This window comes from Vreelandella sp. L-25 (genome assembly GCF_056857535.1).
Genome location: NZ_JBSXNH010000041.1, coordinates 46,858 through 63,680, shown reverse-complemented (window position 1 = coordinate 63,680; position 16,823 = coordinate 46,858). Strand labels below are relative to the sequence as shown.

Annotated in this window: 16 protein-coding genes; 10 read left to right on the top strand and 6 right to left on the bottom strand. The window is 57.8% G+C overall.

The window, feature by feature from the left end; genetic code table 11:
- The first annotated feature begins 420 nt into the window (after positions 1–420).
- On the top strand, positions 421–717 hold the full coding sequence (locus AC13CN_RS03875) for a hypothetical protein (protein ID WP_253557203.1): 297 nt from the start codon (positions 421–423) through the stop codon (positions 715–717).
- A 33-nt stretch (positions 718–750) separates the two neighbouring features.
- Positions 751–1,953, top strand: coding sequence for a PqqD family protein (locus AC13CN_RS03870; protein WP_044628048.1), 1,203 nt, complete (start codon positions 751–753; stop codon positions 1,951–1,953).
- Here AC13CN_RS03870 and AC13CN_RS03865 read toward each other — a convergent pair.
- Positions 1,950–2,531 carry a transglycosylase SLT domain-containing protein gene (locus tag AC13CN_RS03865; protein ID WP_058577777.1) on the bottom strand — a complete coding sequence of 194 codons (582 nt, stop codon included), beginning with the start codon at positions 2,529–2,531 and terminating at the stop codon, positions 1,950–1,952. The genes AC13CN_RS03870 and AC13CN_RS03865 overlap by 4 nt on opposite strands.
- A 9-nt stretch (positions 2,532–2,540) precedes the next feature.
- Complete coding sequence (locus AC13CN_RS03860) at positions 2,541–4,274, bottom strand: proline--tRNA ligase (protein WP_044628047.1); 1,734 nt, start codon at positions 4,272–4,274, stop codon at positions 2,541–2,543.
- A gap of 252 nt (positions 4,275–4,526) precedes the next feature.
- Here AC13CN_RS03860 and AC13CN_RS03855 point away from each other — a divergent pair, with 252 nt between their 5' ends.
- Entirely contained in the window at positions 4,527–4,961 is a 435-nt protein-coding gene (locus tag AC13CN_RS03855; protein WP_054641308.1) for a hypothetical protein, read from the top strand.
- An 88-nt stretch (positions 4,962–5,049) separates the two neighbouring features.
- On the opposite strand, the gene AC13CN_RS03850 is transcribed toward AC13CN_RS03855, so the two are convergent.
- Positions 5,050–5,328 (bottom strand): benzoate/H(+) symporter BenE family transporter, encoded by a 279-nt coding sequence (locus AC13CN_RS03850; protein WP_044628045.1) that lies wholly within the window; start codon positions 5,326–5,328, stop codon positions 5,050–5,052.
- A 135-nt stretch (positions 5,329–5,463) separates the two neighbouring features.
- Here AC13CN_RS03850 and AC13CN_RS03845 point away from each other — a divergent pair, with 135 nt between their 5' ends.
- Positions 5,464–6,051, top strand: coding sequence for a helix-turn-helix domain-containing protein (locus AC13CN_RS03845; RefSeq protein ID WP_044628044.1), 588 nt, complete (start codon positions 5,464–5,466; stop codon positions 6,049–6,051).
- On the opposite strand, the gene nfo is transcribed toward AC13CN_RS03845, so the two are convergent.
- The gene (gene nfo, locus AC13CN_RS03840; RefSeq protein ID WP_044628043.1) at positions 6,021–6,881 is read right to left on the bottom strand and encodes a deoxyribonuclease IV; all 861 of its coding nucleotides are present in this window, start codon (positions 6,879–6,881) and stop codon (positions 6,021–6,023) included. The genes AC13CN_RS03845 and nfo overlap by 31 nt on opposite strands.
- Positions 6,882–6,953: 72 nt before the next feature.
- The gene (locus AC13CN_RS03835) at positions 6,954–7,730 is read right to left on the bottom strand and encodes a glycerophosphodiester phosphodiesterase family protein (protein ID WP_044628042.1); all 777 of its coding nucleotides are present in this window, start codon (positions 7,728–7,730) and stop codon (positions 6,954–6,956) included.
- A 177-nt stretch (positions 7,731–7,907) separates the two neighbouring features.
- On the opposite strand from AC13CN_RS03835, the gene AC13CN_RS03830 reads away from it, so the two are divergent.
- On the top strand, positions 7,908–8,885 hold the full coding sequence (locus AC13CN_RS03830) for an NADPH:quinone reductase (protein ID WP_228219538.1): 978 nt from the start codon (positions 7,908–7,910) through the stop codon (positions 8,883–8,885).
- A gap of 137 nt (positions 8,886–9,022) precedes the next feature.
- On the opposite strand, the gene AC13CN_RS03825 is transcribed toward AC13CN_RS03830, so the two are convergent.
- Positions 9,023–9,916, bottom strand: coding sequence for a MurR/RpiR family transcriptional regulator (locus AC13CN_RS03825; protein WP_054641310.1), 894 nt, complete (start codon positions 9,914–9,916; stop codon positions 9,023–9,025).
- A 186-nt stretch (positions 9,917–10,102) separates the two neighbouring features.
- Here AC13CN_RS03825 and AC13CN_RS03820 point away from each other — a divergent pair, with 186 nt between their 5' ends.
- From AC13CN_RS03820 to AC13CN_RS03800, 5 genes are all read left to right on the top strand, one after another.
- Positions 10,103–10,912 (top strand): enoyl-CoA hydratase/isomerase family protein, encoded by an 810-nt coding sequence (locus AC13CN_RS03820; protein WP_054641311.1) that lies wholly within the window; start codon positions 10,103–10,105, stop codon positions 10,910–10,912.
- Between the two features lie 66 nt (positions 10,913–10,978).
- Positions 10,979–13,159, top strand: a complete 2,181-nt coding sequence (locus AC13CN_RS03815; RefSeq protein WP_301272769.1) for an acetate--CoA ligase family protein — start codon at positions 10,979–10,981, stop codon at positions 13,157–13,159.
- Positions 13,156–13,959 carry an enoyl-CoA hydratase-related protein gene (locus tag AC13CN_RS03810; protein ID WP_137092870.1) on the top strand — a complete coding sequence of 268 codons (804 nt, stop codon included), beginning with the start codon at positions 13,156–13,158 and terminating at the stop codon, positions 13,957–13,959. The genes AC13CN_RS03815 and AC13CN_RS03810 overlap by 4 nt, the downstream gene beginning before the upstream one ends.
- A gap of 129 nt (positions 13,960–14,088) precedes the next feature.
- A complete protein-coding gene (locus AC13CN_RS03805) occupies positions 14,089–15,927 on the top strand; it encodes an SLC13 family permease (RefSeq protein WP_172416110.1) in 1,839 nt (612 codons plus the stop codon).
- Between the two features lie 117 nt (positions 15,928–16,044).
- Positions 16,045–16,803, top strand: a complete 759-nt coding sequence (locus AC13CN_RS03800) for a DeoR/GlpR family transcriptional regulator (RefSeq protein WP_054645152.1) — start codon at positions 16,045–16,047, stop codon at positions 16,801–16,803.
- The last annotated feature ends 20 nt before the right edge of the window (positions 16,804–16,823 follow it).

Sequence of the window (16,823 nt, the reverse complement as noted above, 5' to 3'; positions counted from 1 at the left end):
CGGTTATTGGATCTGACCAGGGTCAGAACCGGCATCACTGTCCCCGAATTCGGGGTAAGTTAATGGCATGAGCCGTATACGTGGTCCGTATGTACGGTTCTGTGAGAGGGATGAGGCGGAGACGCCTCACCCTACTCGCTGCGTCTTTTTTTTAAGTTGTATTAATAACCGTTGAAGCGCATTGGCAGTTATGCGTTGGTAAAGTGCCTGTTTTAAGAAAAAGAGTAAACAATAGGGAAGTCAAGCGCCTACTATGGTGTCGCTTGGTCGGTGAAGCTAGAGTAATTTCAGAAACAGTGTTCGTTAACCTGTTGGCCTTATCGATCAGGAGACATGTGATGAGTGACTCTACCGACAACACTAAAGACCTTTTAAGCAAGCGCCGTTCACGCCGCCAAGTACTGGCTAGTCTGGGTTTAGGTGCAGCTGCCCTTTACGTTGCGCCTACCTTGTTATCAATGGGGCAGGCTGAAGCCCGCGAGCATCGTCATTCGCGCCCAAGTCGCTCACGGCCTAGCTATTCGCGTCCTAGCTACTCTCGACCTCATTACTCTCGTCCGCACTATTCGCGCCCCCGTTACTCCCGGCCTGATTATTCCAGAGCGCGCCATTCTCATCAGCATCATTCACGCCATGGCCATGGCTATCCTGAGCGTTACTATTCTCGGCCCCAGCGCTCACGTTGGGAGCGTGACGGCGTCATTGAAATTCGCCTAAGCCGGGTATTGCCGCGCTGGTAGGGGAACGGCTATGCCGAGCCATCATCAAGATTATACGCTAGAAGGCGTTGGGCCTTGCCTTCGGTTAGTGAATGCCGACGAGTTGCTGCCCGTCCTAACAGCCGCCATGCCAGGCTGGCCCTTGACGCCTTGCGCCGCGCAAACCCAATCGCCGGAGATCTGCGTATGGCGGCACCCACAGGGGTATTGGCAAGAGGCGCCCGCGCTTCCTGAAGGGGCGCTGCTGGACAGCGCGGTAGGAACCGCCTGTAGCGTTATCGCGGATGCTGCCGGGGCATATTTTTATCGTCACCCGGAGTTAGTGGGTTTGCACTGCGGATCAGTGGAAATCAATGGCCAGCTAGTGATTTTTCCCGATACATACCGGGCGGGCAAAAGCACCTTAACCGCCGCCTTTGCAGCGGCTGGGCAGCGTGTGTTTGGTGATGATGTGCTGGCGCTCAACAAGCAAGGGGAAGGGATTGCGCTGGGCGTGGCACCTCGCTTGCGGCTACCGCTTCCTGACGCGATGTCTCTGGAGTTTCGTCAGTTTGTACAAACGCACCTTGGCCCTCAGGATGCACGCTATGGCTATCTTCGTTTGGACAATACGCAGTTAGCTAGCCACGGCCAGCGCTGCCCGCTGGGGGCGATATTACTGATTGACCGCGATGAATCGCTAAACGAGCCCCAGCTTACCCGCCTTCAGCCAGGCGATGGGTTATGGCAGCTGTTACAGCAAAATTTTGCCGAGCACGAATCCGACCAGGCGCTGATCGAGCGCTTCTTGCCACTGCTTGAGGGCTTGCCCTGTTTTCTGCTGCGCTATAGCGACGCCTTTGATGCAGCCCAGTGGCTTACGAAATGCTGGGGAAGTGGCACCCTAGAGAGCTTGGCACTGGCCAGCCAGCCCCGTTGCGATACTCCTGAAGTGATACCTGCCCTTGAGCCAACGGATGCGCGCCAGTGGCAGGCCAGTGAGGCAGCGTTTGAGTTTCCGCTAGGCGACGAGCTATTTGTTATTGCCGAGGAGGGCGGCGCGATTCATCGGCTGAACACCACCAGCCGGGCTGTGTGGGCGCTGTTGAATCACGAGCCGCTGGATCTTGACTCCGTGAGTGACACGCTCACAGGCTTTTTTGCAGGCGCAAAATTTGAGCAGGTACGCCAAGACGTGGCGCAGCTACTCGCGCAGTTCTATCACGCTGGATTAATTAAAGACGTTAACGCTTAGCGCCAGTGATCTCGCCATGCTTTGAGTACTCGCTCTGGGTACCACGTCTTCCCCAGGCTGCCGTTATAGCGAGCGAGAGCGCGGGTAAAGTCACCCCGTTCGATGGCAAGGTAGTGGGCTAAAATCGTGCACCCATAGCGCAGGTTGCGGTTGGGTTCGGTAAGGTCGTCCATGGGCAGGCCAAGCTCAGCGACCCAAAACGGCATGATCTGCATGAGACCTACCGCGCCCGCCGAGGAGACCGCATCGGCATTAAAGGCGCTCTCGACCTGGATTAACGCCAGCACCAGCTCAGGCGGTAACCCGGCCAGCCGGGCCTCTTGGTAGAGTCGAGTGAGTAAGGTGTGGCGTTGTTCAGGCGAGGCGAGAAAGCGGGAAAGCGGCGCATCCATACGGCTGCGCCACTGCTGTAACTGCCACTGAGCGTAGGGCGTTTGTGGGTCGGCTGCTTCCAGCGTGGGGTGTAGGGCAGGCTCTGCTACGCTTGGCGCGGGGTGGGCAGCCACCATTATGCTGCCCACCAGCGCCCACTTCACGTACCGAGGAGACAAACGCCACCAAGGAGTGTTCAGTGACATACCTGCCGATTACTCTGCGCTAACAAGGCCCGCTTGTTCACGCAGGAAGTCGACAATCTTGTCGGCAGGAATCATAGTGGCTTCGCTATCACGACGGCCTTTGTACTCCAGTTCGCCGTTGTCCAGGCCACGGTCGCCAATCACCAAACGGTGTGGGACGCCCATCAGTTCCAGGTCGGCAAACTTCACGCCGGGGCGAGTGTCACGGTCGTCCAGCAGCACGTCTAAACCAGCGGCGGTGAGCGTTTGGTAGAGGCGCTCGGACTCTTCACGCACGCGCTGTGACTTATGCGCGTTCATCGGTACTAGCGCGACCTGGAACGGCGCAATCGCATTGGGCCAGATAATGCCAGACTCATCGTGGTTCTGTTCAATGGCTGCCGCGACCACGCGGGTCACGCCAATGCCGTAGCAGCCCATCCACGGGTGGCTGGTTTTGCCGTTGTCGCCCAGCACGCTGGCATTCATCGCTTCGGAGTACTTCTGGCCAAGCTGGAACACGTGGCCGACTTCGATGCCGCGCTTGATCGAGAGCGTGCCTTGGCCATCGGGTGACGGGTCGCCTTCTACGACGTTACGTAGGTCAGCGACCTGAGGCAGGGCAGCATCACGCTCCCAGTTGATGCCGAAGTAGTGCTTGCCATCGACGTTGGCACCCGCGCCGAAGTCGCTCATTAAGGCAACGCTGCGGTCGATGATAATCGGCATTTCCAAACCGACTGGGCCTAAAGAGCCCGGGCCTGCACCCACGGCGGCACGAATTTCCTCTTCGCTGGCCATGGTCAGCGGGGCTTTCACCTGAGGCAGGTTTTCCGCTTTGACTTCGTTGAGTTCGTGGTCGCCGCGTACCAGCAGCGCAATGAGACCACCTTCCGCCGCGTGAACCATCAGCGTTTTGACGGTTTTCTCAATGGGCAGCTTGAACTGCTCTACCAGCGTGGCGATGGTTTTGGCATCCGGTGTATCAACCAAACGCATCTCTTCGCTAGGGGCCGCACGCTCAACGTTGCTGCCCAGCGGCGCGGGCAACGCTTCGGCTTTTTCGATGTTGGCAGCGTAATCAGATGCGTTGGAGAACACGATATCGTCTTCGCCGGAGTCGGCCAGCACGTGGAATTCATGAGAGCCCGTGCCGCCAATGGAGCCGTTGTCAGCAATCACTGGGCGGAAGTCGAGGCCCAGGCGCGTGAAAATACGCGTATAGGCGTCGTACATACCCTGGTAGGTCTCTTTGAGAGATTCCTCGTCCAGGTGGAAGGAGTAGGCATCCTTCATGATGAATTCACGAGAGCGCATCACGCCGAAACGCGGGCGAATTTCATCACGGAATTTGGTTTGAATCTGGTAGAAGTTCACCGGCAACTGCTTGTAGCTGGCGATCTCTTTGCGCACTAGGTCAGTGATGACTTCTTCATGAGTGGGGCCTACGCAGTAATCGCGCTCGTGGCGATCTTTCAAACGCAGCAATTCCGGGCCGTACTGCTCCCAGCGGCCAGACTCCTGCCATAGATCGGCGGGCTGAACGGCAGGCATCAATACTTCTTGTGCGCCGGCCCGGTTCATCTCTTCACGCACGATGGCTTCCACTTTGCGCAGAGTGCGTAGCCCCAGGGGCAGCCAAGTGTACAGGCCCGAGGTGAGACGGCGGATCATCCCGGCGCGCAGCATTAACTGGTGGCTGATGACTTCAGCATCGGCCGGGGTTTCTTTTAATGTCGCAATCAATAATTGGCTGGCGCGCATGGGCGTGAGCATTCCTTGGTTGGTAGCGGTGATGCTGGATCGTTGTGTCGAACGTAGCGCTTAATTTAGCGTTGAATCCGGCATTGTACGGCTAAGCGGGTAAGGCGGCAAAATCCTACGTCAGCAGCCAAACGTGTGCTGTTCTTGAAGTATGCTAGAATCAAGCGGCATTTGATTCGATAGTCGCTGATTTGAACACAACAAACACGACAGCATCGGCTATCGGTACGTTAAGATTTCGAGGGAACCTCCATGCAGCAAGCAGTTCGCCGTTGGTTAACGGGGGCCGTTGTAGGTGTCTCCATTGTGGCATTGAGCGGTTGCGGTACCATGTTTTACCCTGAGCGTAAGGGGCAGTTGAGCGGTGATGTAGACCCGGTGGTGGCGATTGCCAATGGTGTGGGTCTGCTGTTTTTCATCGTTCCAGGGGTGATTGCCTACGCCGTGGATTTCTCTAATGGCACTATCTATCTTCCCAGCGCGAGTAGCGCATCGGTAGATATTCACCACTTAGACGACGCTATGGATGTAGCCTCATTAGAGAAGCTACTGTCAGATAAGGCCGGCCAACCGGTTAGCTTAGAAAACGAGCTGCTGGTGATTGAAGAGATGGACAGCCTGGATGAAGCGCTGGCCATGGTGCGGATGTCCGGCGTGCTGGATGAAGAGCGGCTGGCCACGATGTAGAGGGCTGGCATCTTTATCTGAACGGATGTCTTAAACGCCCCTGGCAGGTTAACCGGCCAGGGGCGTTTATGTATTGCCGCACCGCTTTTTAGGATGCTGCTTTCGCTGTGGTGATTTTCAATACCGCTAAGCCAGCCACCAAGCCCCAAAAGGCTCCTCCGATCCCCAGCAGCGTAATGCCCGAACCGGTCAGCAAAAACGTCACGATGGCCGCATCGCGCTGTTCGCTTTTTTCAAATGCGCCTGCTAAACCGCCGCTTAGCGTACCCAACAGCGCAATACCTGCCCCCGCAATGATCGTCGACAAACTAATATCGCGCCAAAGACTGGGCGCAGCGGAGTCGTGGCAGGTGGATGGCGCTTCCATGGGTGGCCTCTCCCAAGCTGTGATGGCAAAATGTGCGTTATAGCGCACGCCTTTCACGTTACCACTGTGCGTTATAACGCACAATAGGGGCAGCAGACTGTGTCACATATCCAAAGCGGTAGTCAGGAGAAGCCCATGGCCAGTGAGCCACACACCATTGCGCAACATATTGCGGGGACGGTGCGGCAACTGCGCAAAGAGCGTGGCTGGAGCCTGGATCGTGCTGCCGGTGAAACCGGGGTGAGCAAAGCCATGCTCGGCCAGATCGAACGGGGCGAGTCCAGTCCGACGGTCTCGACGCTCTGGAAGATTGCCAGCGGCTTTCGGGTGTCGTTTTCGACGCTGTTCGATAGCGACAAGCCCGCATTAGGGGAACTGCACCGGGATGGCTGGGAGTCGGTATGGGGCGACGACAGCGCCGGTATGCAGGCGCGGCTGCTGTTTCCTTACGACCCGCTGCTGGGCTTCGAGATGTTCATGATCGAGCTCGCACCGGGGGCGCTCAGTGAATCGTCGGCGCACGCTAGCGGGGTGGTGGAGCACATCGTGGTGGTGGAAGGAGAGATGGAGCTACGCATTGACGAGCGCTGGCAAACGCTGCGGGCAGGCGAGGGGCTGCGCTTTTTTGCTGACCGGCCCCACGCCATGCGCAATAACACCGCGACGCGATTACGCTTTCACGATGTGATTCACTACTTGCCCGGCGCGGCCTCTGGCACTTGAGCGCGCAGCCAGTTGAGCTCGTCGGCCCAGATCTCGGGTTCGATGGTCTCTAAAATCATCGGAATGCCGTGGATGCGCTCGTCTTGCATAATGGTGCTAAAGGCATCTAGCCCAATATTGCCCTTACCCAGGCTGTGGTGGCGGTCAACGCGGCTGGCAAAGGCGCTTTTGGCATCGTTCAAGTGCATGCCGCGCAAGTACTCAAAACCTACGACCTTGCCAAGCTCATCCAGGGTGGCCTGTGTCGCGTCGCGGGTGCGGAGATCGTACCCGGCAGCGAAAGCGTGGCAGGTATCGATACACACGCCCACCCGGGATTTATCCTCCACCTGATCGATAATCTCGGCCAAGTGCTCAAAACGCCAGCCGAGGTTGGTGCCTTGGCCCGCGGTGTTTTCGATCACGGCGGTCACGCCCTGGGTGTCAGCCAGCGCTTCATTGATGGAGTCGGCAATGCGCGCCAGGCACTCGGCTTCGCTGATCTTGTTCAGGTGGCTGCCGGGATGGAAGTTGAGCAACGTCAGCCCTAGCTGCTCGCAGCGCTGCATCTCATCCAAAAACGCCGCGCGGGACTTGGCTAGCCCCTCGGCTTCTGGGTGACCCAGGTTAATCAGATAGCTGTCGTGGGGCAGAATCTGTTCAGGGCCAAAGCCGTGGGTTTTGCAGGCCTGCTTGAAGGCCGCAATGGCCTCGTCCGTTAGCGGTTTCCCCTTCCACTGACGCTGGTTTTTGGTGAACAGCGCAAACGCCGTTGCACCGATATCAACAGCACGAAGGACGGCCTGATCCGCGCCGCCCGCCGCGCTAACGTGCGCACCAAGATAGTTCATCGTTCTCCTTATTACGTTGTCCCAGTGACGTTGCCCTAGTGACGTTGCCTGAATGTAAACAGGTTAAATAGGTTAAGCGGGCTGGCCTGCGCGCTGGCGGTTGTCTAGGTAGCGTTTAAAGGCAGCAGGTTCATCGGTAATGGCGCTGGCAATGCCCCAGGCCCAGCGGCTATCAAACGCGCTGGGGTCGTTGGCGGTGTAGCAAAGAATTTGGTAACCGTCGCGGCACATGGCGGCGGCCTGGGTCTGTTTGAGCCGCGGCCAATGAGGGTGAATACTAAACGCCTCGACCGCTTCGCACTGTTCGCGCCAGTTTTTGGGCACACTGCCAAACAGCGCCCCTAACGCCAGGGCCTCTTTAGGGGCATGTTGGCGGCAGTGGGCTAAGGCGACGGGGTCGAACGACGAGATCACTAGCCGCTCAGGGGGGAGGGCGGCTAGAACAGCAGGCAAGACCACGTCCACCAAACGGATGGGGTCACGCCCTTTGTTGACCTTGATTTCTAAGTTAACGCCCATCTCCAGCTCGTTGAGTAGGGCGAGCATAGCCTCAAGGCTGGCCATTTTTTCCCCCGCAAAGCGATCACCAAACCAACTGCCCACATCTAACTGCTGAGCCTGCTGCCATGTCAGGTTGGCGAGCTCACCACGGCCATCTGAGCAGCGGCGAACGTCGCCATCGTGCCAGATGACCGGTGTATCATCCTTCAGCAGCTGTACATCCAATTCCACCCAGGTTGCGCCTGCTTGGTGGGCGGCGCGTACGGCTGCCAGGGTGTTTTCGGGCGCGGCAGCGGAGTAGCCGCGGTGGGCGATGAGCGTGGGGACAGAAATTGCGGGATGGGTCATAGCCACTCCGTGTCGTGGTCGCCAATTGAGCGTCATGAAGCACAATGTTGCCAAGTTTAGCATGGGTGCATGACGACGACGTGTCGGCCTAGTGAGCTAATAGCTTGATTAATGACGCCCAACGCGGTTGGATAGCGCGCAGGGTATGTCCAATAATTAACAACAGGAGTGTCATTGATGTCTAAGCGTATCCAGCTTGCTAACACCGGTGGGTCAGAGGTATTGGAGTGGGTCGATGTCGAACCTGCCGCCCCCGCTGCCGGTGAAGTGCGCATCGCTAACAAAGCGGTGGGGCTGAACTTTATCGATATCTACTTCCGTACGGGACTTTACCCTGCGCCCGCCATGCCAACAGGGCTAGGCACCGAAGGCGCGGGCATTGTGGATGCGGTCGGTGAGGGCGTCACGCATCTCAAAGTCGGCGACCGGGTGGCTTACGCCCAAGGCCCGCTGGGTGCTTATGCGGAATTGCACACGCTGCCTGCGTCCAAAGTCGTCAAGCTACCGGATTTTATCGATTTTGAAACCGCTGCCGCTAGCCTGCTGAAAGGCTTAACGGTGCAGTATCTGCTGCGTCAAACCTATGAGCTTAAAGGCGGTGAGACCATTCTGTTCCACGCGGCGGCCGGGGGCGTTGGCTCTATTGCCTGCCAGTGGGCTAAAGCGCTGGGCGTGAAGCTGATTGGTACGGTGAGCTCTCAGGAAAAAGCTGACCTAGCCATGGCCAACGGTGCATGGGCGACCATCAACTACACCGAAGAGAACGTGGTAGAGCGGGTGCGCGAGCTGACCAACGGCGAGATGTGTGACGTGGTGTATGACTCGGTGGGTAAAGACACCTGGGAAATGTCGCTGGACTGCTTGAAGCCCCGTTCGCTGATGGTGAGCTTTGGCAACGCTTCTGGCCCTGTGGATGGCGTGAATATCGGTATTTTGAACCAAAAAGGCGCGCTGTTTGTGACTCGCCCAAGCCTGAACGGCTACGCCGACACCCGTGAGCGCCTAGAGATGATGTGCGACGAGTTTTTCGCCATGATTGAGAGCGGCAAAATCAAAATCGACGTGGCCAACCGCTACCCGCTGCAAGACGCCGGTAAGGCTCAGGATGCACTACAGAGCCGTAAAACCACCGGTTCTACTATTTTATTGCCGTGATAATGGTACTAGAGATGATCGGAATCATCCCGTAGCGGGGGTCTTTCGCCATGGATGGCGAAAGTAGCGTCCATGGAAGGATTCACAGCGCCCCCGCCTAGGGTTGTTCCGGTCTGATGACATTACTAAGCGACTGTTTAGGCAATCTCTATATACGCTCCCAACTGACGCATTCGGCTCTCAAAGCGGGTCACGTTATCGACCAGCTGGTCGGGGCCGAATGCCACGCACTCCGCCAAAATCGCTTCGCTGAGTGTAATTGCCGCTAATATCGACGGGAAAAAGTGCGGCGTAGCGTTGGCAACGGTAAACGTTACGCTGGCCCCCGGCACCAGCGGCGAGCGCAGCGTGTCGGTAATTACAATCGCCTGCACGCCGTTGGCGCGAGTAATCTCCAGCGCCTTCACCGTCTCGGCGCAGTAGGGTTCAAAGCCAAACGCCACTACCACATCCTGCTCGTTGAACGGGGCCAACTCGGTGAGCAAGCCTCCCTCCTGTCCGCGAATGAGCGTCACTTCCGGCATCGCAATGCGCCCCACGTAGGCAAAGTGGTACGCGCAGGCGAAGGTGTCGCGAAACCCGACCACGGCGACTCGCCGCGCGGCCAAGATTCGCTCGGCGGCCTCTTTGACGCGCTTTTGGTTATCCGCCGTAAACAGCCTGCCAATATTATCGAAGGCAGCGTCGCCTACCTCCGCAAACAGCGCCGCTTCTGGGTTTCTGTGCTGCTGATTCAACTGGCTGGCGCGGCCGGATAGCTCCACCGGCGCTGCCTGTACCGCCGATTGAAACACCTCCCGAAACGGCTCGTAGCTCTCGAACCCAAGCCGCTTGGCTAGCCTGACCAGGGTGGAGGGAGTGACGGATGCTGCCTGAGCCGTTTTGCGGATCGACTGAAACGCCATCTCTGTAGGATGTTCCAGCACGTAGCTGGCGGCGCGCTTGAGCTGTGGGCTAAGCGCTGCATAGCTCTCGGCTAGCTGCTGGTGAATGCTGTCCAGGCTGGTGGCGTGAGTGGCGTTGTCTGGCATGGCACCCTCTCTATGAAAATAAAACATTTGTGCCAATGATAGATGTTTTTGCTACAGATGTATTGACGTTGTCCCGGCGACTACTCTATCGTTCAAAAAATACATACGTTTCTTTTTATTCAAAATAAAGAAACAAACGTTTCGTTAAGTTTTGACGACTGATCCGATGAGGTTAAAAAAAGCACCATGCCTGCTGACGCTACTGCGCTGCCCAATTATGAAACGCTGCTGGTCACTCTGGATGCCCGAGTATTGACCGTGCGACTGAATCGCCCACAGCGCCTCAACGCCGTTGTTGAGGCGCTCTACCAAGAGCTGCTGGATGTGCTGCGAATAGCACAGCAGTCGCCTCAGGTTAGGGCGGTGGTGCTGACCGGTGAGGGGCGCGCGTTTTGTGTCGGTGCCGATATGAAGGCCCACGGCAGCGCTAAGCGCACGCTGTTTCAGCGCCGGGCGTATTTGCAGCTGGGCAACGACGTATGCGAAGCCATCACCAAACTCAGTAAGCCGGTGGTAGCAGCCGTGAACGGCTATGCGCTGGGGGCAGGCGCGGAGATGGCGGTCTCCTGCGATTTTATCGTGATGGCTGACGAGGCGCAGATTGGTTTTCCAGAAACCAGTATTGGCACTTGCGTGGGCGGCGGTGTTTCAAAATTGCTGCCTCAACTGGTAGGGCTCACCCAAGCCCGGCGCTTGCTCTATCTGGGCGACAAACTTCATGGGCCAGAAGCCGCCAGGATCGGCTTGGCGCTGGCCAGCTACCCCCAAGCGCAGCTGATGGCCGAAGCGCAAACACTCGCCGAGCGGCTTGCCAAGCAGGCGCCGGTCTCCATGGCGATGCTCAAACCGCTGGTCAATCGCAGCGCCCATACCAGCATGGAGAGCCAGCTGCAGCAGGAGCTGGACGCGGTGTTTACCTGCTCCACGACCGATGATTGGCAAGAGGGGGTCGATGCCTTTGCCGAGCGGCGAGCGCCAAATTTTTTGGGTCAATGATCTCGGCCCTCTTGAATTAGCTTGGTATCACTCCGTCACGCACTTCTTTGTCAAACAGGTCACGCAATGAATACTCTCGAAGGCCATCTTCCAGTCTGCAGCCCGCTGCATGATATCTTAGCGCCCTCTGGCATTGCCGTAGTAGGCGCTTCTGCAGACCCCACCAAACGGGGCTACAAAGCCATGGTTGGGCTGATTAATGGCGGCTACCAGGGACATATTTACCCCATCAATCCCAAAGCCGATCACATTTTAGGCGTGCAGGCGTGGCCTTCACTCACCGAGATGCCTGGCTGCCCTGAGCTTGCGCTGCTGTGTACGCCTGCCGCCACCGTGCCTGCGCTGATTGCCGAGTGTGGCCGCCGGGGTGTGAAAGGGGCGGTGATTCTGGCCAGCGGGTTTGGCGAAACCGGTGAAGCGGGTGCGGCATTGGAGGCACAAATGATGGAGGCCGCCCGTGCCCACGGTGTGCGTATTATCGGCCCGAATACTTCCGGCATGTTTAACCTGCACCACCAGATCAACTTGCTGGCGCTGGAGAACGTCAAACCGGGCGATATCGGTATTGTTTCCCAATCCGGCAATATGCTGCTCTCCCTGGCGCTGGAGGCTCAGCACAATGGGCAGGTGGGGTTTAGCACCTACGTTGGCCCGGGCAATCAGAGTGATATCGGCTTTAACGATTACCTGCGCTACCTAGGCGAAGACGAGCATACCCGTGTGGCGACGCTCTACGTGGAAGGCTTCCGTGATGGGCAGCAGTTTCTGAAAGTGGCCCGTGACGTGACCGCCATGAAGCCGGTGGTGGTGTATAAATCCGGTGCCACCGAGCAGGGCCAAAAGGCTGCCAGCTCCCATACAGGTGCGTTGGCCGGTAGCTACCAAATGACCGTCGATTTGTTGCGCCAGGCAGGCGTTAGCGTGGTGCAGTACTCCGATGAAATCCTGCCCGTGGCGGAAGGGCTAGGGCGGCTGCAAAAAGCCCCCGGTAAGCGCGTGGCGGTGATTTCTGACGGCGGCGGCCAAGCCACCATCGCCGCCGACCGGTTATCTGAAGCGGGCCTGACGCTGGCCGAGCTTTCTGACGCTACCCGCTCTGCACTGCGCGAGGTGTTACTGCCTCAGGCATCTACCCTTAACCCGGTGGACGTGGCGGGCTCCTCGGATGCGAACCCCTCGCTGCTGGCAAGCTGCATTGAGCTGGTGATGGCGGATGAAGGCGTCGATAGCGTCTTTCTGGTCGGCATGTTCGGCGGGTATAGCCTGCGCTTTGCGGAGTCGCTGATGGGCGTTGAGATGCGTGGCGCAGAGCGCATGGTAGAGCTTGCTCAAGCCTCCGAGAAGCCGCTGGTAATTTACAGCCTCTACGCACCCATCAAGCCGCCTGCGCTGCGCCGTTTACACGAAGCCGGTTTGCCGGTGTATTCCTCGATTGAGCATGCGGTGCGCGTGCTTGCTGCCCTAGGTGAGCGAGGAGAGTATCTGGCCATCCAACAGGCGCAGGAGACGATAGCGCCCGCCGCGCCAACGGAAACAGGCAGGGCCATGTTTGCCGCAGCCAAGGCAGAAGGACGCGACTTACTGGAATTTGAAGCGAAATCACTGCTGGCGGAGCACGGCATCGCAGTGCCCGAGGAGTGGTTGGTGCGTCGTGAGGACGAACTCGCCGAGATCGCCCAGTGCACGCATGGCAAGCCGCTGGCGATGAAGGTGGTCTCGAAAGATATCCTGCATAAATCCGACGCGGGCGGGGTCAAGCTTAACCTGGTGGGTGACGCCCCACTGCGCGATGCCTTTCAGGCCATTCACTCAAATGCCCAGGCTTACGACCCGAACGCCCAGATAGAGGGCGTGCTGGTCACGCCAATGGCGGAGAAGGGCGTTGAGGTGATTATCGGCATGCTGCGCGACCCGATTTTCGGCCCGGTGCTGATGTTTGGCTTGGGCGGCATTTTTGTGGAGGTGCTCGAAGACGTGGCCTTCCGCTCGCTGCCGCTGACTCTGCGCGACGCACGCTCCATGGTCGATCAAATTAAAGCGCAGAAAGTGCTGGCAGGGGTGCGCGGGGCTGCAGGGGTCGATAAGGAGGCGTTAGTGTCGCTGCTGATGCAGGTGTCTCAGCTCGTAGAGGCTTACCCAGATATTTGCGAACTAGACTTGAACCCGGTGATTGCCTATCCGAAAGGCCATTCTGCCGTTAACTATGCCATCGTCGATGCACGAATTATTGTAGAGCGCCAATCATGAGCCGAACGCTACCTGAATTAACCGACGCTACCCTAACGCTGGAAAACCGTGTGGCAACGCTCACGCTTAACCGCCACGACGTGCGCAATGCGCTTACCGGCACGGCGCTGGTGGATGATATCATCGCCACCGCCGCATGGGTGAACCGTTGCCAGGACGTCTCGGTGCTGGTGATCACCGGAACGGGGAGCGCTTTCTGTGCCGGGGGTAATGTAAAAGACATGGCCGAACGCAGCGGCGACTTTGCGGGGGACGTAGCCGAAGTCGCTGAGCGCTATCGGCAAGGGATTCAGCGAATGCCCCTGGCACTTAATCAGGTAGAAGTGCCCATCATCGCCGCCGTGAATGGTGCAGCGATTGGTGCCGGGTTTGATTTGGCCAATATGGCGGATCTGCGTATTGCATCCCGTAAGGCGAGCTTTGGGGAGACGTTTCTCAACCTAGGCATCATCCCCGGCGATGGCGGGGCGTGGTTCATGCAGCGCCAAATTGGCTACCAGCGTGCCTTTGAACTAACCCTTTCAGGCCGGGTGATCAGCGCTGATGAAGCGCTTGCCTACGGTGTAGTGCTGGAAGTCGTGGAGCCGGAGCAGCTGATGGAGGCCGCTTTGGCACATGCCAACCGCATGGCGGCCCAGCCGCCGAAAGCAACGCGCCTCACCAAGCGGCTCATGAAAATGGCCCCGGATATGGAGCTAAAGCCGTTTCTGGATGTGTGCGCCGTGTTCCAAGGCATGTGCCACAACGAGCCGGAACATCTAGAGGCCGTTGAGCGGTTACTGGCACGAATGAAACGCTAACCCGCGCGCTATTTTTTCCTATTTTTCAGTGCTTGTACGGCTGTATAGTCATCGCCTAATGTGATGCTGAACACTCCGCACTTTCCGTGTCAGGGAAGAGGAGCGACAACATAGGGAGATGGCACGCACATGACTCTGGAAAGCATAGGACTCTCTCCCAGCACGCTGGTATTCATCGTGCTGGGGCTCACGCTAGTCGCCTTTATTTGGGGCCGTTTCCGCTACGACTTGGTGGCCTTGGCTGCCTTGCTATGCTCGGTGATGCTGGGGCTGGTGCCTGCGGATGACGCCTTTGCGGGCTTTGGGCATCCAGCGGTGATCACCGTGGCGGCGGTGCTGGTGTTGAGCCGTGGGTTTGAACGCTCCGGCGTGGTCGATGTCATCGCCAATCAGGTGCTAAAGGTGGGCGAGCGCCTGCTGCTACAGCTTCTGGTCCTGGTGGGCACGGTGGTCGTGCTTTCCGGTGTGATGAATAACGTGGGGGCGCTGGCGCTACTGCTGCCGGTGGCGATGCGCCTTGCACGGGAACACAATACGTCTCCTTCACTGCTGCTAATGCCGCTGGCGTTTGGCTCGCTGCTGGGAGGGCTGACCACGCTGATTGGTACGCCGCCCAATATTATTATTTCTGCCTACCGGGGCAATATTACCGGCGAAAACTTCGGCATGTTTAGCTTCTCGCCAGTCGGTGTTGTGGTGGCTCTGGTGGGCTTGGCTTTTATTGTGCTGGTAGGCTGGCGCTTGACCCCCAAACGCAGTGGTCAGGCGGCGGCAGACGATATGTTCGATACCGCCAACTATCTAGTAGAGCTAAATGTTACTGAAGACTCCAAAGCTAATGGGCTCACCCTTCAACAATTGCGCGATGAGCTGGATGAGACCATCCCTGTCTTAGCGGTGGTGCGTGAAGATAATCGCCGGGCGGGCTACCAGTTTCACGGCGTGCTTCGTGAGGGTGACATCCTGCTGCTGGAAGCCGGCCCCGATGAGCTGAAGCTGCTGGAGGACAAAGTGGGTCTTAGCGCCATTGCCGAACCTGAAGAGCCAGAGGACGGGCAGGAGCAGCGCGAGGACGCGGAGAAGAGCGATGAACGTCAGCCGGTCGATACCGAAGGCCTACAGCTCATTGAAGCTGTTGTTCGCAATGATTCGATGATGATTAATCGCAGCGTGCGACAGCTGCGCCTTAACCATCAGTTTGGCTTGCACTTAGTGGCCGTGGCCCGTGATGGTGGCCGCCTGAAGCAGCGCCTGCGCGACATTCGTTTTCAAACCGGTGACGTGCTGCTATTGCAGGGTAGCGAAAACGAAATCGCCGATAGTTTATCGACGCTGGGTTGTTTGCCGCTGGCCAACCGCGAGCTACATTTAGGCCAGCCGCGTAAGCTGGCTATTTCGGTGGGTATTTTCGCGCTAGCGATTGTCGCGATGCTGTTTGATCTTTTGCCCGCGGCTGTTGCGATGAGCACGGCGGCGCTGGTGTCGCTGCTGATTGGCGTGCTGCCGCTAAGGGATGGCTACCAGGCTATTGATGGTCCGGTGATTGTGCTGCTTGCCGCCATGCTGCCAGTGGGCGAAGCGCTGGAGACCAGCGGCGGTGCTGATATCATTGCCGATGCGCTGCTGCGGTTTGGCGTAGAGTGGCCGATTGTCGTTTCCTTGGTAGGGCTATTTCTGCTCTCTATGCTGCTCTCTAACGTAGTCAACAATGCGGCCGCAGCTCTCCTTATGGCACCCATTGCGGCGAGCCTTGCCAACGGCTTCGATGCCTCGCTGGACCCGTTTTTGATGGTGGTAGCCGTCAGCGCCTCCTGTGCGTTTTTAACCCCGATTGGACACCAATCGAATACCCTGGTGCTGGGCCCTGGGGGCTACCGGTTTGGAGATTACTGGAAACTGGGGCTGCCGCTTTCGCTTGTGGTGATGGCCGCAGCCATTCCGGCGATTTTATGGGTGTGGCCGCTCTGACATAGCCCTAGGGTAACGGTAGCACTTGGCCTGTTCGAATGTTCGCGCTATTAGATTTCGAAAATTTTGCTAATCTATAACGCACATAGACCAATAAATATCGAACAGGCCGGGCTTATGAATCAACAGTATCGCCAGGATGCCATCGTCGAACTGGTTCGCCAGCACGGCTATATGAGTATCGAACAGCTCACCGAGCACTTCGCGGTCACGCCACAAACCATTCGTCGAGACTTGAACACTCTGGCCAACGAAGGTCGCGTGCGCCGCGTACATGGTGGTGTCGGGGTCGAGTCAAGTACGGTCAATACGGCTTACAGCACCCGCAAAACGTTGCACCTCGAAGAGAAAGAGCGCATTGCCCGCTGCTTGGCACAGCATATACCCCATCATGCCTCGCTGTTCATCAATATCGGGACCAGCAATGAAATGATCGCCCAAGCGCTACTGGAGCACCAAGGTTTGGAGATCATTACCAACAACCTCAATGTGGCGGCGATTCTGCAACATAAAGAGGACTTCACGGTGATCATCGCGGGCGGTCAAGTGCGCTCCCGTGATGGCGGGATCATCGGCGAAGCCACCATCGACTTCATCAATCAGTTCAAAGTGGATTATGGAATCATCGGGATCAGTGGCATCGACGAGGATGGCTCGCTTCTGGAGTTTGACTACCAAGAGGTACGCGTTGCCCAGGCGATCATTGCCAATTCGCGAAGGGTGTATTTAGCCGCAGACTACTCGAAATTCCACCGAAACCCAGTGGTGCGCCAAGGTAACATTTCCCAACTGGATGCGCTGTTTACCGATCGTAAGCCCCCCGAGGCGATTCAACGGCTGCTCACCCAACACGATGTGGCGCTGCACATTGCTTAGCGCCTGTCACGACAGTGCTC

Excerpts from the sequence above, each read along its gene's own strand:
- AC13CN_RS03810 (WP_137092870.1), top strand. The coding sequence starts at position 13,156 with ATGAGCCGAACGCTACCTGAATTAACCGACGCTACCCTAACGCTGGAA.
- AC13CN_RS03855 (WP_054641308.1), top strand. The coding sequence starts at position 4,527 with ATGCAGCAAGCAGTTCGCCGTTGGTTAACGGGGGCCGTTGTAGGTGTC.
- AC13CN_RS03850 (WP_044628045.1), bottom strand. The coding sequence starts at position 5,328 with ATGGAAGCGCCATCCACCTGCCACGACTCCGCTGCGCCCAGTCTTTGG.
- AC13CN_RS03800 (WP_054645152.1), top strand. The coding sequence starts at position 16,045 with ATGAATCAACAGTATCGCCAGGATGCCATCGTCGAACTGGTTCGCCAG.
- AC13CN_RS03865 (WP_058577777.1), bottom strand. The coding sequence starts at position 2,531 with ATGTCACTGAACACTCCTTGGTGGCGTTTGTCTCCTCGGTACGTGAAG.
- AC13CN_RS03860 (WP_044628047.1), bottom strand. The coding sequence starts at position 4,274 with ATGCGCGCCAGCCAATTATTGATTGCGACATTAAAAGAAACCCCGGCC.
- nfo (WP_044628043.1), bottom strand. The coding sequence starts at position 6,881 with ATGAACTATCTTGGTGCGCACGTTAGCGCGGCGGGCGGCGCGGATCAG.
- AC13CN_RS03830 (WP_228219538.1), top strand. The coding sequence starts at position 7,908 with ATGTCTAAGCGTATCCAGCTTGCTAACACCGGTGGGTCAGAGGTATTG.
- AC13CN_RS03805 (WP_172416110.1), top strand. The coding sequence starts at position 14,089 with ATGACTCTGGAAAGCATAGGACTCTCTCCCAGCACGCTGGTATTCATC.
- AC13CN_RS03820 (WP_054641311.1), top strand. The coding sequence starts at position 10,103 with ATGCCTGCTGACGCTACTGCGCTGCCCAATTATGAAACGCTGCTGGTC.
- AC13CN_RS03815 (WP_301272769.1), top strand. The coding sequence starts at position 10,979 with ATGAATACTCTCGAAGGCCATCTTCCAGTCTGCAGCCCGCTGCATGAT.
- AC13CN_RS03825 (WP_054641310.1), bottom strand. The coding sequence starts at position 9,916 with ATGCCAGACAACGCCACTCACGCCACCAGCCTGGACAGCATTCACCAG.
- AC13CN_RS03835 (WP_044628042.1), bottom strand. The coding sequence starts at position 7,730 with ATGACCCATCCCGCAATTTCTGTCCCCACGCTCATCGCCCACCGCGGC.
- AC13CN_RS03870 (WP_044628048.1), top strand. The coding sequence starts at position 751 with ATGCCGAGCCATCATCAAGATTATACGCTAGAAGGCGTTGGGCCTTGC.
- AC13CN_RS03845 (WP_044628044.1), top strand. The coding sequence starts at position 5,464 with ATGGCCAGTGAGCCACACACCATTGCGCAACATATTGCGGGGACGGTG.